Annotated in this window: 8 protein-coding genes; all 8 read right to left on the bottom strand. The window is 50.3% G+C overall.

Annotation, left to right across the window (positions count from 1 at the left end; genetic code table 11):
* Window positions 1-43: 43 nt before the first annotated feature.
* The 8 genes from dpdD to dpdE are packed head-to-tail and all read right to left on the bottom strand — an operon-like array spanning window position 44 to window position 17,888.
* On the bottom strand, window positions 44-2,311 hold the full coding sequence (gene dpdD / locus HNR75_RS06950) for a protein DpdD (protein ID WP_188026280.1): 2,268 nt from the start codon (window positions 2,309-2,311) through the stop codon (window positions 44-46).
* On the bottom strand, window positions 2,308-2,850 hold the full coding sequence (gene dpdK / locus HNR75_RS06945; RefSeq protein ID WP_188026279.1) for a phospholipase D-like domain-containing protein DpdK: 543 nt from the start codon (window positions 2,848-2,850) through the stop codon (window positions 2,308-2,310). The genes dpdD and dpdK overlap by 4 nt, the downstream gene beginning before the upstream one ends.
* The gene (dpdJ, locus tag HNR75_RS06940) at window positions 2,847-7,376 is read right to left on the bottom strand and encodes a protein DpdJ (RefSeq protein WP_188026278.1); all 4,530 of its coding nucleotides are present in this window, start codon (window positions 7,374-7,376) and stop codon (window positions 2,847-2,849) included. Before dpdJ ends, dpdK begins: the two co-directional genes overlap by 4 nt.
* Before the next feature lie 14 nt (window positions 7,377-7,390).
* Window positions 7,391-8,188 carry a hypothetical protein gene (locus HNR75_RS06935; protein ID WP_188026277.1) on the bottom strand — a complete coding sequence of 266 codons (798 nt, stop codon included), beginning with the start codon at window positions 8,186-8,188 and terminating at the stop codon, window positions 7,391-7,393.
* Window positions 8,185-11,268, bottom strand: a complete 3,084-nt coding sequence (gene dpdH, locus HNR75_RS06930; RefSeq protein ID WP_188026276.1) for a protein DpdH — start codon at window positions 11,266-11,268, stop codon at window positions 8,185-8,187. The genes HNR75_RS06935 and dpdH overlap by 4 nt, the downstream gene beginning before the upstream one ends.
* Window positions 11,268-12,173: a protein DpdG gene (gene dpdG, locus HNR75_RS06925; RefSeq protein WP_188026275.1), complete on the bottom strand. Its 906-nt coding sequence runs from the start codon at window positions 12,171-12,173 to the stop codon at window positions 11,268-11,270. The genes dpdH and dpdG overlap by 1 nt, the downstream gene beginning before the upstream one ends.
* Entirely contained in the window at window positions 12,157-14,715 is a 2,559-nt protein-coding gene (gene dpdF, locus HNR75_RS06920; protein ID WP_188026274.1) for a protein DpdF, read from the bottom strand. The genes dpdG and dpdF overlap by 17 nt, the downstream gene beginning before the upstream one ends.
* Entirely contained in the window at window positions 14,712-17,888 is a 3,177-nt protein-coding gene (gene dpdE, locus HNR75_RS06915; RefSeq protein WP_188026273.1) for a protein DpdE, read from the bottom strand. Before dpdE ends, dpdF begins: the two co-directional genes overlap by 4 nt.
* Between the last annotated feature and the right edge of the window lie 150 nt (window positions 17,889-18,038).

Raw genomic sequence — 18,038 nt, 5'->3', positions numbered from 1 at the left:
TGACCTGGTGGCGGGTTCACGCCACCTAAAATTGTTTTTATTTTTACAACCCTTTCAGATAACTACGAATGCATTCCAACATGCTAGTACTACCTTTACCGGATGGTTGCAGAAAAGGCTTTTCCCCGCGTTCTTCTTTTATTGCGTAATAAGCAGAGTGCTTGGAACTCAACCAGGCAAAGATAAATACATCTGCTTCTTTGGCCAATGAACGTAGCATGGTCGAACCGCCTTTATCGCTGTTGAGACGAATATCAGCCTGAGGATAATCGGCTAGTAGTTGTTTTTTCACGCGCAGCGCTACCGATTCGGTCAATGTATAAATGCCGACCACCTTGTGATTCAGTGTTGCCTCTACACATTCCTCACTCGCGCACTCTTCATTATTATCCTCTGCGATTTGTGGAGGAATTTCACAAGCAAGGCCACTCTCTTCGACAAACTGAGCTAATAAGTTCCATTGCAATTCGCTATAACGGGATGGGTTGCTGTAAAACTTGCTGAGTACCAGATTGAATAATCGTTCTCTGGCTGGTTGGTCAGCAATAGGGTGGATCAGGAATAATTCCAGTATATCCAACCAGGCGCTGGCACTACCTGTTCCTGAACTCTCAAGCATCATCTGTAGGTTTTCTATCAGTTCACGATAGTCGTTCGCATTACTATCGCCGGCTAAATAGCCGCGAGCCAGATCACAGGCGATGAAGATATCTTCGCGTGAACTGTTGTCGTCCAGCGCCAGTTGTTGCAGCAACGCCAACCGGACTGACTGCCATGAAGCGCTAGTCTGATTATTATCCATCCACTCCAGAAGTATTGGAATGACATCACGCAGCACCATGCTGGTGCGACTGTCGCTTTTATCCATAAGCGAAACGAATGCTTCGGGTTGAAGAGTTGCGGCAGACCATTGGTGGCATGCCTGTTCTACTGCTTCAATTGCGCTTGTCCACTGAGGGTTGTTCAGCACTTCCTGTAACCAGTCCTGCCAGTTATCGATCCGTGCGGTATCTTGTTCCGTGTGTACGGCAGGTAACAGCAACTGTAACGCAGAGTAGTAACGCTGGAAGACCGGTTTCGCCAGCAGCAAGTCACGCTCTTTTTGCGCCAACTGTTGCAGGTAATTGATGGCCTTCACTGCAGAATCTGTACTACTTACGCCCCACGCACATTTTAAAGCGAGGGCTACACTGTCTTGGTTTACCGGTAGGAACATCAACTCTTCCAGCACACTTTCAGGCTGTTCGTCGGCCCTGTTCTTAAAGTCATCGATGGTGGTCGGCGGCGGCAGGGATGGGGCTGTTACGGTGGGGATAGCGGTTAGCAACTGACTGATCCAGACGCGGTCGGCGTCCGTTGCCCCCTCCATCCCAGCAACCAGTTTCTGAGCCTGCTCTGTCAGTCTTGCTGGGTCGCTCTGAGTGTCTGAAAGCAACCACAACAGGGTAATTTTAACCGCCGCTGGAGTGTTAATACCCTGTGTCACCTGGAACAGGCGCGGCACGCGCTTCGCCAGTAAATCGATGAAAGCCTGGCGTTGAGCGATGAGGTCACCCTCCATCTCATACTTGAGCAGCATCTTTTGATAGAAGACGTCCATCACCTCTTCGGCCAGCACTAGAGGGTGCGGCACATCAAGCACCCGGCGCAACTCTGTTGAGTTAAGCAGGCTTTGGGCATCTCCCTCCTGGGTCAGACAGCGCAGTTCAATAAACAACTCATTGATGTGCCCGATACCGCCTACATCACGTAGTTCTTGCAGGTAGAGACGCGTCTGGGGCACATCACGGCGGCGCAGGGAGGCGCGAATATCACGTAGAATACGGCCACGAGGGCGTAGAAAAGTGAATTGGCTACTAGGGCGGATAGCGAGTTGCTGGCGCAGTCGCTCAATGCCGTTGAAAATCTCTGGGATCCTCGACTTCGAAAGAGAGCTGAATTTATACACAGTGTTGTCGCCATAGTAGTCGATCAACGCTTTTTCAATGGGGTCGTTCGGATTTAGTGTTGTGCGCTGACGGTTAAAGTCGGACCACGAGGTTCCGACGTGCGCGTCTATCAATTCGCGCAGTTCCGCATAGTTCCGCTCTTCATTAGCCACTGCATACCAGGTGACTTTATCGTTGTTGTCTTTTACTACGCGGGGCAGAATTACCGGGAAGTGTCCTTTCCGAACATCGTCGATCCAGGGGGTCAACCGTTTTAAGGTTGACGCCTCCAACCGACTGGCCTCGATTTTTTTCCACGAAATAATATTTTTTTCTCCATCGAAAAAGGTGCGTAGGAACTGCTCGTAGTCAATGCTGTTCATTGCACACCTCTCCGTACCGGTTGGTAAAAATCGTTAAATGCCAGTAACCCCTTTAGAATGTCGGTTTTGTCTGTTGTTAAGTTGAGTTGTTCGTCGTTAATCACGATCCCGCCGATCGTCAAGTTCATCGATCCACTCAGGAAGAAATGATCACCGAGGAACCCTTTGGTATGTAACTCCTCCTTCTGACCGATGAACAGGCTATCCAGCATGCCGTAGTTGGCAACGCGTTCGGTTAACTGGCGGATAAAGCGAGCATTATGCGGGGTCTGGTTGGTCATCACCTTCAGCGTACAACCGTTGGCGACTGCGCGCGCCAACAGTTCTGAAGTTTGTACCTGGCGCTGTCCCCAAGTAGGTTCGAGATAGTCGAAATGTCCGGTGCGATTATCAAGCAAGTCGAGGTCGGTGATCCATGGCGAGACCACCCACAGTTCCGCACTGGGCTGAGTTATTTCAGCTACCAGCAAGGAACTGAGAACATCCATCACTTCACTCTGGCGCGAGGTTCTGGATTTAAAGATACGACGAGTCTTCATTGAATTGCCTCCGGAATTTCAATCATGACAAAGGTGTCATTGTTGTGGCGGCGCAGTGCGCTGACGCGCGGGTAGAAGAACAACCCATTCATTTCAACTGGAGTGACTAGCAGAATAGCGATGGCATCATTCAGTGCATCGCCCGGTTCGGCCAGTATTTCGCATTTGCCATTATTCTCTAGGTACAGGTGGCACTGTTGCATCCAATTTGGTTGACTGAGTACCACCTGAGCACAACTGTGTTGCACCACATGTGCCAGCAGTAGGCGCTCAGTTGGTCCGGCAAAGCTATAAGGGTTGTACCAAGTGAGCCAACTATCGCGGATGGTATAACCGCGTGGCCACAGCAGTCCGTTGCAGGTATTAAAACGCCAACTTTCTAGGTTGTGCTGTCCTTGGCTAGCCTGGTTCAGTTGCTGGTCAAGCGTGCAGGACTGACTATAAGTAAAGGCATAGACACGTTGCGGTAGTTCAATTCCCAACCGCTGCTCATGTTGTCGCCACTCCTGTTGCAGTTGTAATAAAAAAGTGTCACTGCTGGCATCTGTCCCAGGGCGTAACAGGCGGGTGTTGATCGCCGACAGAAAACTATGGCTGGTCATAAATCCGCTGCTCTGCAACTCGCTCAGCAAGTTGCGCTGCGCCTGAACTTGGCTAGTGTGGTTGTTGGCAAGGCGCATCTCGTTCATACGCGCAGGCAGGGATGATGTCGGGCTTGCCAAATTTTGCAGCAGGTGCCAGACGTTATTGTCCATAGTTTCGTAGTCGCCGGGGCTGAGTTTGAGGTCTAGAAGTTCGAAGAAGCGGCGCGGATCTTCACAGTAAATCTGTTGGATCTTTTCAATAATGCCGCCGCCACCGACGGTGGTTTCCGACAGCCAGATTTCACGCTGATCGGGCTCTAGTAGTACAGTGCGCATCGGCCCACCATTGAGGTCAAGGAGTAGGTCGTTGTCGTCGGCATCAGGGCAAAGTTGCATGACTGTTTGCAGCAGCGCGGCTCCCAGGGTGTTGGTGAAGTTGAGGGTGATCCACTCCAGCCAACTGTTATCCAGCGGTTGCCAAAGCAACTCTACCCAGTCGGTAATTTTTGCCATTACTGGAGCTTGGGATAGTAGTTCACGAAGGCTCTGCTGTAGATCCTGCTCGACTTCCTCGCCGGTCTGCGCATCATACAGAGTCTGGAAGATTCGTGCAGGAACGTCATTCAGGGCTATCTCTGCGCTGTTGTGTTGCAGTGCGCGAAACGCCTGTTCAGGAGTACATTTTTTCAATACTGCTTCACTGCAAATGCCTGCTAGGATGGTTTCTGCCAACCAGCTACCGAGGAAAGGATTAACGCAGATGCTTTCATCGTGGCTGACTTCATAAAGGAAGCGCGCTGTGCGCAATCCGGCCATTAGTTCACGGTTATTATTGATGCTGGCAAGGTCAAAATTGGGTAGCCGACACTGGAATTTAATCGCATCCACCCACAGCGAGAAGCCAAACGCAGCGGGCTTCCCCTGATGTTCAAATTTGAAATCAATCTGTAGGTCTTCGCGCTGGTTGCTGAATTTAATATTGGCGCGTGAACCGGTTGCGAAGCGTACGGCTTCGATCGGACAATGCTGCTGATGGCTGTAAAACTCCACCAACTGGAAAATATTCTGCCAGACATTGTTGGATGGTACTTCCGCCTCGATACCGCTCTGAGGCGGACGGATCTCGCTGTGCCAGGTCAGAAACGCGTTTGAGGTTTCACTCAGTTTAGATTCATCCGGCGGCGTGCTGGTCGTCACTTCCCATGCTCGAAAACAGGGGATAGCCTGTATACCGTTGTTGGTGGTGATATAACCATCCGGCATGGGTTCTCGTTTGTCTGCGGGACAGTAGTCGTCAATAGGGAAGGGATGTGCTCCATTATTCAGATTGAGGTTTTTTGGCACCACCCAGTGACGTTCGCGAATATTTTTGATGGCAAAGCGCTTGCTAATGCGACCCGGGGCGAAATCCTTCATACCCTGCAAAATCGGCATGTTGTATGCGTCTGGTTCCTGACCGACTTCAACCGGCAAGTTAATCTGCAATTCCGGCAGGCAGAGGTCGTTAAACAACGCGGACGGAATAAAGTCCGGCATAGGCGTGCTTTTACGGCAGTTATCGGCCTGCTCAACACCAAGGCGTGACCAGTTAGATCGCAGTCTTCTGAGTACCGTAGGTAGGAATGCGGTCATAATCGCGCGCGGCGGTTGCCACAGTAATGACTGCAATAGGTTGCTGTCCTTAATCCCTAACGCCTTAGTCAACCATTCGTTAAACATCTGCTGTGTTTTCTGATTGTCGAGCAGATCTTCAATCAGATCGGCCAGTTTTAACTGAGCATCAGAGGGCTTACCTCGGTTCTGCGGGACTGATAAATCATCCCATATACCGCGATTCCACTCATTAATATACTTGTTGCGGCTAGATAGCCAGTCCATAGTAGCGAAAGCCGCCTGCATGCGGAGTACGTAACTGTTACCAACCGGCAGTTGTCGGGCCTTTAGCACTGGTTCGAATAAGTTTTCGTAGCATTGAAATGCCATGCGGTCACGACCATAGTCGGATAACACCACTACGGTCCATGGGCGCATGATGCGCTGACGTCCAGCGCGCCCTTTACGCTGTAGGAACTGGGCATTATCGCGTGGCGCTTTATGCTGGATAACAGCGCCGACGTTTGGGTCGTTGAAGCCAACCTCCAATGATGCCGTAGCGACAATCAGGTCTGCTGTGTGGTCGACGCCGGCATCCTGCGAAGATGTGCGCTTAATGTTGCAGCGGTCCGCGGAATCGAGCGTGTGGCCGATAATTTTTGCTAGCGGCCACTGCTGACCAAAGGTAAATTTTTCGTTATTCGGTGCATCGCCACGCAGCATCGCCAATGGTTCTTTATTGGGATTGATATTGCCGTTTGAGTAACGGCCTTCGGCATCCAGTAGTTGGAAGTAGAGGCGGTTGATGACGTCGATATCATCAGTAAACACAAAGCTGCGCGTGCCGTACATGCCTTTGCTGACCATCGAAGTCGCGTTGTCGAGCATACGCCTGGTCAACATGGAGGCCTGAATGGTGGTGGACAGTAGACTAGAGCGGGAGGCTGGGTCTCCGCGTAGCGCCAACATATACTCCGCGCCCTCTGTTTCCATATCGTTCTCGCCCGGGCTGACCTCTGCCACCAAGTGCTCTTCCAACCCGATCAGCGAACCCATAAAGTGCGTCGCCTGTTCCAAGGTTGCGGATAGCCCGACAAAATGCGGCATGGCGTTGGATAGATTCCGCCAGCGGCGGATCAGCATACCGTTCTGAGCTCCGCTTACGCCGGAATAGGTATGTACTTCATCGAGCAACATCATAGATGGCGGGACGACATTCTTTCCGATACCAAACAACAATGCCAGAGACGGGTTGCCCATCTGTTTATTCAACATCTCGGTGCTAGTGAACAGAATGTCGGGCAGTTCGAGCAACATGCGCTTGCGCGTCAGGATCACTTCATCAGGCTCGATGATCTGGTTACAGTTGTCGCAGTGCAAGCGTTCGATGCTGTTGTCAAGATCAGCCGTGCGCCAGATCATTTTGCCGCGGCAGTTCTCTGTCGGACAGGGAATATACTGGCAGGCCATGCCGTCGCGGTGGCGGGTCCAGGCTATTTTCATGTAGTCTCGATAAATCGCATCTTTATCGAGCGGCACCATACCGAACAGTGCGGCGATACGTACTTTACGCGCGCCTTTCGCCAGCAGTTCACCGTCCAGTTTACGCATCTGGCGTAGTGTTTCGATAAACTGGTCCTTCAGCAGTTCGTTGCGAGGGTATATCGCCAGCGCCTTCACCGCGTCTTTTCTTTTGGCGACCAACTCGCTGCCGATAAAGGTCAATGCGGGCAAATAGAACGCCAGTGTTTTACCTGTACCGGTTCCAGCACAGACAATGGTGGCGGTTGAGCGATACTTACTCTGCTGCACGCCGCGCAGTACGTTTATGCAGGCATCCTGCTGAAAGCGCGCTAGATTGTACATCCCGCTCGGGTGACTTATCAGGGCCGACAACAATTGACGGTGAGTTGACGTAAACGTTGGAATTTCATCAAGTTTTAGCAGGACGTCGGATGCTTTTAGGTTGCGCTGCGGGTATTTTCTCTGACGTCGTAAGAATCTATAGTCTGACACCAGCGTCGGTGCGGTACGCCAGTTATCACCGCGACCATGCTTAGGAAACATCTGGCGTAATTGGCTATAAAGCCGCACAGACTCCGCCATACGGGTTCGAAACACCGAGGCACCGTTCTGCTTGTGACGTAGCAACAATCCACGTTCCAACATTTCCTTAGCCACGCTAAAACTGCTCAGACCGGTTGCGGCGTGTGGATAGTTCTGCAGTACCTGGGTGATGATATCTTTCAACTCGGTTTGGCTAAAAAATCCCTGTGTGTTACCCCAGGTGAGCAGTACTGATTCCTTTGCTTCCAGTTCATCAAGTGTGGCGCGAATAATCTGTTCCATTGAACGATGGTTCCTTACAGGCGCTTAATGCGATAGCGCGTTAGATCATCTTCTTCAACCAACCAAGTACGCACGTTTTCCGTCAGCATTTCGAGCGTGGCACCTTGTCCGACCACCGCTTTAAGAAAGATATTGACGTCTTCCGGTACTTCTAGCTTGAGTGCTTCACGCTGCTGGCAGAGTTGCTTATGCAGGGTGAGCACAGCCTCAAATTCCTCAGTGGTTTTTGGTAGCGAGCGACTCTTGTTAGTGAACAGAGTGACTAGATCGATGTAGTCACTCTGTTTCTTCCGTTCATCATCCAAGTGACTTCGGGTACTGAACAACCTTTGATCCACTTCCCATTGTGCTTTTAAGCCTCGGATATATTCACACCACGCAGTGCTGGTATGTTCTTTAAGATCTTCGGCCAAGCTCGCAATTTTCTGTATGAGTAGAGGAAATTCATCCTGTTGTGCGACATCATGTTTATGTGTCTTGTACTGTTGGAGAAAATCTTCCAGTAAGGTCTTTGGATGGCCGAAAGTATCGCGATCAAACGGACCCACAATCGGTTCACTGTTCTCGCTGTCGAGGACCTGTCGCAGTACCTGATAACTGATAAGGTTCTGCTCCAGATTTTTCGCAGGAATCGCTATTTTGCTCGCTACATGCAGCAGGTTGTCGCGTATCTCCTGGGCTTTTTCCAGTTGCCTACAGCGCTCAATACGAGATTTAAATGCGCTGCTACGTTTCGCAAAAACGCTACTCTCTTCCGGTGAGTTGGCGGGGATACCGGGGATAAGCACGTCATTGATGCTTGCTTCACTCATGATAAGTCCTCCTCTAGCAGCGTTAACTGTTCAGTCAGATTTGCCAAGGTTTGTGCAATCTGGTTTTCAGCATCCTCTATCTGGTCGCCACCCTCTTCGCTGATTCGTCGTTGCACGTAGTTGTCGGTAGCATCTTCAAATCGGACCCATGCCTCCAGCAGTTGTTGAAACGCCCCGTACTGCTTGCCGTTGATGGCTAGGATCTCTCTCATCAACAGTTGCGGGTTATCGGTTGGAAGCGTCAGTTTCGCCAACTGCCTGATCATGTTTTTCAGATCTTGCTCTTTCCAGTTCTTCAGCGACCTCAGTAATTCAGGTACGGTTTCACCCATTGGACGGGCGACGTCCGCACTATTCGCCAGTTCGACGATTTCCTTCATGGTTTCACAGAAGTTCACCGTTGCCAGGCTGGTGATGTTGCCGTCGCTCAAGCGTTCAGTGATATCGGTCCTGGTTTTGAGAAGCATGTCGCGGTAACCAGACAGTTTGTTTTTGACTTCGTGAATCTTGCCCGGTTGTCTACCCGTGCTAAACGGTTGGCTTTTTGCAGCCTCTACTAGCATTAATCCGTTAATAGCATACGGTTGTTGGGCTCCCGATTTTTGCGCTGCGGTAAGTGCGATTAAGCGGTCACGTAATATCTGATGTTCATTGAACACGGTGGCGCGAGCCTGGGTTAAGAAATCATCAAGCAAAGGAACGCTGTTGTATGCGACCTGGGGTTCCGTTAACAAAGCCTGTACCAGTATGGTCGAGACCGGGGACGACAACCCTTCCAGTCCGAGGAATTCGCCACTTAACTGAAGGTCTTTGACAATACAGGGAATCTCTTCGCGTTCTTCCTGTAACACTTTGAGTTTTACTTCTGACTCAATGCGATCCATAAAACTGTGGAAGGCGGCGTAGTCGATCTCACTACCATCAAAATCCCACCCTTGATAGTGATTGAAGCGCACCATTGCAAGGCAGGCGCTGTACAACTCGGGTTTGTCTTCGAGCGTGATCAGCGGACGAGGCTGATTACCCACCAGCACGCGTGGTAAGTGGATTCTCCCCTGAGTTTTTGCTGCGCTGGTCGTGAGCGTGGTCTGGATCAACTCGGTTGACCAATCGATACGGGAATTCAGCGCTTCAAGAAACCACTTACGAATAACCCGAGCTCTGTGTTGCTCAAGTGTATTGCCTTGGTGCCATTTTTCCAAAACGGCTTTCCATTCCTGAATGGCTGGTGGTTCATCGGATTCATACTGTGGTGGTGGTGCCAGTGCCGTGTCATTACCTGGCGGTGGTGACGTCAGCGGTGTGTCATTAGCTGGCGGGGGAGGTAGTAGGGAAAGATCCCCCAACAACTCAACCGCCTGTGGTAGGGCGAATTCTTCACAGATAGCAGGAGTCAAACCAGACAGAGTGATGTTGTTACCACCCCAAACAGCCAATAGTGAATTGACCCGATCGGACTGACTGACGCCAAGTAGACGCACTCGCTGCTGTAGTTCCTGGGAGCAGACAATACCGGCAAACTCTTTCGGCGGGAACACGCCCTCCAGATAGTTCTGACGATACTTTTTCAGTGGTTCACGCAGGATGGAATTCAGAATATTTCGTGGGACAAAAACCAACCCGTGTTCTTTGTCATTACAGTGGCGATCAACTAATTGCTCTATGGCTGTTGGATTAAAAGGAAACAACGGATGACTGAATCTACTAGTGCCGAAACTGGCCAGTGCGGACGAAGCTGATTCGTTTTCAAGTACTTCTTGATCCTGCCATACGGGGATCTCTTGATAGCGCTGCTGATGATGATAATTTTCAAGTGCAGCAACGCCATGACGGGCAGCGTTAAGATAGCGACCACAGAAGTCAACAACTCGCTTTTTCAGCATGGCATCACTTTCGCTCGCGTGCTGCTGTTTAATCACCCATTCATAGCGGGCACGGGTACCCAGCGTATTGCGGTTGCGTTTAAAATTATCGTGCCCTTCTGTCACCGCAATAATCGATCTCAGAGTACACAGCACTTTTTTGCCTTCATACTCTTCTTCTTCCAGAAGGCAGTCGATCAGCACATCCTCTATCGCCGAGGTAGCGGCTAAGTCCTCCACCAGTAAGATCAGGCTGCGGCCCTCTGCCAACAGTTGGCTGCGGATCATTCGCATCAGATCCTGGAAACTGGCCCGATTAAAGCTGAACAGTTCACCGAAGGTGTCTCCTAATGCCTGGGGAATTACCTCGTTTACAACGCGAGCTGCTGCTTGCTTTTTTTCATCACTGGTCAACAACTGTTGGTTGACTAGGTATGGCAGCACTGCTGGGGAGACCTGCCTGAGGTTTAGGCCGTGGAAGGTGAAGTCTTCTGCAGACATTTCATAGCGCAGGTTGGCAATACTGTCATCGTCGGCCCCTTGGCAGAAGCGTAAAGCAATATTGTGCAGGCAGGCGCCAGGGGCGGTAAAATACTGTGTCATAACGCTGTCAAAAAACAAAGCGGGCAACCGGGTTGCTTCAGCGTGTTGATTGATATCCTTCAACTGTCGCTTTCTGCTTTCGTCCAACTGGATTTTTCCCATCTGCGCCTGCTGAAGTTCTTTTGGGACTGCTGCGTATGCAGCGTTCAGCGCTTGACGCAGTTTGAGGGCAATATGTTCAGCTACATTTTCAGGGATCAACTGCTGCCCAACCCCGTTTACTTTATCGCGGATACTCTGATACTGCTCACCATTGAGATCTTCCAGGATGATAGTAAGTACTCGCGGCAGCGAAGCATTTTTCGGGATGCGGATGATGTGGTACTGATCGTGGTCTTCACGGCGTTTGAGTTGTGCGTGGATCCAGCGCACAAGATGCGATTTCCCTACACCTGAGGCGCCAATCAGTGGCAGCGGGCGGTTATGTTCAAGCAAAAAGTCCAGTAATGCCTTTTCGCCTACCTGTGTAACCTTGCCGCTATGAAACTCGACACGATCGAGACGCATTGGTTCATGAACCGCCAGTAACTGGCTGTCGGCTAGCGATTCAGCTTCGGTCAGAATACAGGCGGTAACGTTTTCTTCGCTGGGCCAGTAACTCTGTAGTTGTGGCATCAATATTCTCCTGAGCTGATAAAGGTCAAGTGGGTCACAGTGCGAAGCGCGCTGCCGTTCCGACCGGTTAATTGCATTGCGCCGCTAGCGTCCGCCTCAGCCTTCATACTTATTATTCCGGAGAGTTGAAGTCGTAACAGAGCACGCGACAGCGAGGTGGAAAGGCGGTTAACGCTAAGCGGTTGCCAACCATGTTGACTGATACGTTCCTCGATCTGTAGTCGATAGACGCCTCCGTCCAGTAGCGGTATTGCCTGATTAAGACGTAGGAGCGCTTCTCTGATGGTCAATTGTTCGCCTGATTGCATCAGGTACGGCAATTCTTCACGGATGGCATCGGTGGGGTCGATGGCGTAACTGTCACGAGTGATTTGCTGGGCGTAACCCAGCCAACTGAGATATCCGGGAACGACGGCAACCTCGTTGCTATTGATGCGAAAATCGGGCAAGAACTTGTTCACAATCACTTCAAGGTTACCCGAGGTGACTTCAATATTCTGATAAACATCCAACGCAAGCAGTAGCGTTGCCAGTTGTGTGAGATCGACTGCACGTTGATTACGTAAACTCAAGTCACTGTTATTTTCCTCGGCCTGTAAACAGCGGCGGACTGCCTGGCGAAGCGGTATGTTTTTTGCGCTAAAATAGCGTGTACTGAGGCTTATCTCATTGGTTTCGCCGACAGTTGTCTCCGTTAATACTCCTAGATCCAACCACATTTTTAATTCCGAGGGCGCTTTGCTGCGAGCGTTTTCTGCTTCACCAGTTTGCAATGTTTTCGGTGCACAGAGCGCCCTCAGTTTTTCACGTGGTAAAGTGTTTTTCGGGCTGGCTTTCAGCACCTGATAAAACGCCACAAGCACAGCATACTGACTGCCAGGATGGGCATTATTTATAATCGACACTGTCTAGTTTCCTTTGAAGTTGTTCGATGGTGATCCAATTGTGATTATCGAGGTGAACGTAGTGCGCTCCTCCTGGGTGATGGGGATCGGGCATATCATGCGGGATTAACGTCAATTGCAGTGAGGCTGAACTGAAAGGTGGCAGGTAACCGTTGCTGCACGCTTCTGGTTCGGGCAACACTAAATCTCCCAGTTCACTCATCACATCGTTATCTAGTCTAGGCTCACCATCTGTTGACAGTAAGTCACTCAGCAGGATTAGGTGTTCACCGCGCGGAATGGCATTGAATATGCTCTGTAACAAGGAAGCATCCGCCCATATGCGCTGGACGATCCCTGCGCGATTCAGTTGTACCAGTAGCGTCGCGATACGGTGATACCAGCCCTCTCGTTCCCACTCATCGTCGGTCAGCGCAGGGTAGGTAATAAAACAACTGGAGTAACATAGTCCACTCAGCGCTTGCCAACGGCTTAACGCCTTCTGTGCAGAAGACGCATCCGGGTTAAGCAACAGTGTCGGAGGAATCTGATATCCGCTGTACGACAACTCGCGCTCGCGACAGACGGGGCAGGCGCCACAGGCGTGGCTTGGAATAAATTCTTTCAGCGTATAGAGGTCCACCAGCGTTTCACACATTGGGTTGAGTTGTGAGTTTTGCAGCCAGTTTATAAGGGAATAATGGTTGTGCAGTGAATCCAGACTAGTCTGTTTACGGGAAGGGATGATTTTGGTTTTCCAAAGCACTTCACTGGTATGGCCACTGATAAGAATACGCACCACCAGCGAGTTTTTGTTTTTTTCTAAGATTCGCATCAACTCCGCTTCATAGTGGTCGACATCGGGAAATGCGTTTTTATCCGGCGGACTTTCCAAATCAGTATCCAACTCTAGCACGCCAGCACGCGCCATCATTAATACTGTGCGAAGGTTCCATAGGAAATTTTTGTTACTCTTGAAATTGATACCATTGTGGATAATCGTCAGGTTGATGCGATATAAATCATCACCGACGTGTTCAGCGCTGGCCCACAGCTTTTTCCAACGCGCCAGACCTAGTTCACTTCCAATCAAATGTGGACGAGACAGGCATCTGGCCTGATCCAAGTCTTGTTTTTGGTAAATCAGCAATGAGGTGCAGGCAAAACCATCGCGCCCGCCGCGGCCCACCTCTTGATAGAATCGATCCATATTTTCTGGTACGGTAGCGTGCACGACTGTGCGCACGTCATTTTTATCCATACCGACGCCGAACGCCGAGGTGGCAATCATTATATCCAGCTGATTTTTTTCCCATTGATCGAGTAACATCTGGCGTACATCATCATTTGTTTTACCGGTAAATGTTGCCAGTCGCTGATAACCCTGCGCGCGCAAAACATGCGCCCACTCTTCTGCTTCTTCCGGCCTAGTTACGTAGAGGATCAGTGGACGCGGTGCATGAGACAGCGATTGCAGCACCTTATCCCGTTTGTCACTTAGGTCTCCCGCCTGATAGCACCAGTAGGATGGTTCCGGGCGCAAATGGATGGCGTGGACTTCGATCATCTGCTGGTCGAAGGTATCGCGCAGGGTTTTCCGACTGGCTTCGGTGATAGTGGCGCTCATCAGCAACGTGGAGCAAGGCGGATGATTCGCTTCACGACTGATGCGCTTCAACCCACGGATCAAACCGCCTAACTGCTGGAAGTCAGGGCGAAAGTCGTTGCCCCAACTGGCGACAATATGCGCCTCATCGACGATGACATGGCGCAGGAAACCCTTTTGGGCTGAGTCAAATAATGCGAACTGCAGTGAACTACAGGCAGATTCAGGGGAGGTAACTATCAGTCGCTGCTCTCCGTTTTTGATACGCTGACGCGTGTCGCTTTTATCTTGCGCCGGCAGGTCGCTGTACCAGGCAGTGACCGATTCTGCTCTGCTGCCTACTTCGCTAAGCAACTGGCGAAATCTACGCGTGAGTTCCATTACCAGCGCGGTTGTCGGAGCTATCAGTAGGCACAGCGCTCCCTGCGGCGGAGACATCAGAGTCAGTACCTGAGCAACTAGCGTCTTACCGGTGCCGGTAGGCAAATTAACCAGCAGCGTACTGCCCGGCGGGGCGAATAGGGCCTGGCGTACCGCATCACGCTGACCAGGTGCCTGATAATGATCAAACTTCAATACTGGGCGCAGGATATGATCCATTGGTACGTGCGTATCCTGGCGGCATAGTTGGCGGCGGTCACTGGCAAGAAAAGGCATGTCGTTTCCTTGTTCCAACCACTGTGGACACCAGGCAGGACCAGCGCGGAGCAAAAAGGTGTGTCCCAATCGTTGACAATTAATTCCACTGGCCTCCCACTCCTCTTGTCTTGGCCAGTCGGGGTGACTGTCATCTGGGACAATCAGTTCATCATCAACATCGCGAGCGTATTTTTCCTGGAACAACCAGTCACGGATCAGTGCACGGCGATCAAGACGACCTGAAGTTGATTCCTGCTGAAGACACTCTCTCAGCGCTAACGAAATATCTGATCTCTCAATCAGTTGCGATAACTTCATTCGTTTGACAGATCCCTAAGCAATATGTTTTCTGAGGCAATGATTAACGCGCGTGTCGCCAGGCAGGTTATTTTCGGCTGTGTAATGCCTAAGCGCAAAGTTTGCCCGGTATCCTGTTGGTCAGCGTGGTATAGCGCAGCACTACTCAGATAATGTTCCAGCCGGGTTAAACTGAGAGCCTGTTGCGTGGCAAATTGTTCCGTCACAAGTCGCTGGGCTATGTTGTAGTTATCATCACACCAGATGCGCCACTCTTTGGCACTGATGCAGTGGGCTATTTGTGCCCAGCGCTCTTCATTCAGGTTAAGATGGTGTCCGCCGTTCTTCTTTGGTGAATAGGGTTCATCTAATATCTTCAACACGTCCACGTTGGTGATCTGCTCGGCGGCCAGATTCAGCCACAAGGTAATGGTTTCCGGTGGCATTAGATGATCGGCGAGGCGCTGCTGTGCAGGGGTTTTGACATTTGCTTCAATCAGGAAATCGTAGCGGAAAAATATTTTCTGCTCATCACCCATTCGGGGTGTGATGCGCAGAACTGCGCTTGCAATACCGCGTTCTTCAAAATCTAGCAGTCGCAGGATGGCATCATGGAATGGTTCGCCAAGGCGGGCCGGACGGATTTTGCCATGGGTGGTATCTGCTCGGTTGTAACTCAGTGGCCAGGTCATAGGAGAACTTCCGCCTGGTTTGTTTAGATCAAAGCCCAGCCTACAATGTTTTTGCAAACGCTGCGGGCTGACTAAGGTGCCCGTCACCCAGTCCCCGGGGTTGAATCGGTAACGAAAAGCCGGCGGGAGTTCTTTATCTAGAATAAAATCGAAACGCAACACTTTACTCATCAGATTACGAGCGCAGTAGTGAAATTCCGCTTCATGCTCATCGATTTCCGCCAGTGCATCGGCGTACTCTCTGGCTTCTATGATATCACCATCGATTTGCAGCAAGACCTCCTGCATTTCAATTCGCTGCTTTTCAACTGCCAATCGGCCACCCTCACCATCCAGACGTTCACGGAGTTGCATCATGCTCTCTTCACCCAGCGAGTAAAGATGGTCGTTGAGCCATTTTAACTCTTCATCAACCAAATATTGCAGGCTGGCAATCGACTCCTCAAATACGTTGAAAACTTCGTTTAGGATGGTCAACCACTGGTTTTGCAGATCGTCAGTTTCACTCACAAGTGCCATGCTGAGGATAGATGTTGCATTTTCATTCGCGCAGTAACGGTTTAGTCGACCAAGGCGTTGTTCAATTCGGTTAGGCGACAGTAGCAGATCGTAATGAAGAGCAATTTTGCGCCCTCCGTGCAGATTAACCCCTTCTTCAGCTCGGCGATCACACACTAGGATCTGGCAATTAGTTTCTAAACTAAATCGTACTTCTTTATCGGGGTTATGGCGCTGGATTTTGCCAATAAATGGCATCATCAGGTCCGTAAATACTTGGTCGGCTATCCATGGTTGGTCACAGAACACCACGATATAAGGGATCTCTCTGGCGTTACTGTCCAGAAGTGTTTCTAATACCTCAGTTAAGCGCTGACGCTTGCTATCACGCTCCATCTTACAGCGTTCTATCAGTTCGAGCAGGATATCCTTCTCGCCATCAAACAACGGATGCTGTAACAGCGCTAACTGCGACTCGCTGTAGAGTAAATCGTTCTCGGCGCTTAGAGGTTGTTGTAAGCGACAAGTTGCGAGTTCGGCCAGTAATTCCGGTGTAGCAATAGCTGCTTCAAACAATAACTCATAAATTGCAGCTAGCATCGGATCTTGAGGGTGCATCAATACTGCCGATTCACGCCATGCGATCATCATGTCGTTGCTAGAGTTCTTCACAGCGTATTTTTTTAGTGACAGGCCAGACAACCCAGGTATTAGGATACTGATACCTGGGTTGCTGCGGCGATTGCGTAACAGGCGATGGTGCAGGCGGTAACGGTTACCGATGTAGTGGCGGATTTTATTGATCAGCAGATCGCGTGTCTCAGTCCGCAGCGATTGCATAATGTCTAAATGCGGAAGCAGTTGAACAGCCATTCCCTTAAGTATCTCATCCTCAGGAAACATACTTGTCAACGCTTCCAGATTCTCTTCCAGCGTCATGTTGTCGTTATCACAGTTAAACGCGTAGAACAGTGAACCTATCTCTTCGCGCTGCTGAATACGCAGCTGAAATTTCTGTAAGCCAGTGTCAGTCAGGGGGTAATTTTGGGTATCCAACAGATGTAGCATGGCCAGAAAATTTTTTTCATTTCCAGTTACGGGCGTCGCCGATAGCAGCAACAGTTTTTCGCTTTGCTGCGCTAAGTGATTCACGCGGGCGTACTGCTGCCCATGTTCTGCATCCCATGCCCAGGCTCCGATCTGATGCGCTTCGTCAATGACCATCATATCGGGGCGGAACGGTAAAGGATTGTCCGCTCTGAGATCAGCCATATCAATAATATGGATCGACTTATTGAGCAGTTCCTCCAAGTGGAAACGTGTGGAAAGTTCATGCTGCCACTGACGATGAAGAGCCTTGGGCGCCACGATCACCACGCAGTGGGTAAACTGATTTTCCGTGACGTGTTGGCGTACGATCAACCCAGCTTCAATGGTTTTCCCGAGGCCAACTTCATCTGCCAGCAGATAGCGCTGAATGGGATCAGATAACACTCGACGTGCGACGGCCAACTGGTAAGGTTCAAGTTCAATACTGGACGACAGCGCAGACGTAATCCCGGCACAGGCTTTACGCTGCTTCAGCATCTGATGCTGATAGGCCAGGCGGGCATCTTGCCAGAAGGGGGTATAAGTAATGCGCTCGGCCAGAAGGGCCGCAGCATCGCTGATGGGGCGGTCCCAGCGAACAAAGATGTCACGTAAGCTGACGTCTTTCTGCTGATTATTAGGAAAATGTAGGCGCACACTACCCGGGACAGCACCAATAACACGCGCAATCTGCCAGTGGGCAAGGTCGTAGTCGTAGCAATAAACCAGACTTTCTGTATAGAGATTGGCTTTTTTAAGATATTTTATTTCGACGGTTTGTTCTATACCTTCATAATGAACTGGAGAGTCAAAATACTGAATAAGCGCATCATTATTTTTGATTCGAATGAGTCTACCAATTCCATAAGGCGTGTAAACGAGATCCCCTGCTTCAAGGGGTGTATATTCATCCATCAGTTTTAGCCCATCGTTATAGTATTTTTAAAATTTTTAAGTTATTTTTTTATAGAGTGAAAAGTATAACGTTTGAATTGTCACCAGAAATCTATTCACTTCACAGTCTTTCCCAATAGCAGTATTTAAAATTTACCGGATTCAGCAAAT

Origin of the sequence: Tolumonas osonensis (genome assembly GCF_014202415.1) — a bacterium.
In the GTDB taxonomy this organism is placed as follows: domain Bacteria; phylum Pseudomonadota; class Gammaproteobacteria; order Enterobacterales; family Aeromonadaceae; genus Tolumonas; species Tolumonas osonensis.
Note: the sequence above shows the minus strand (reverse complement) of the source record. Positions and strands in the feature narration are given on the sequence as shown.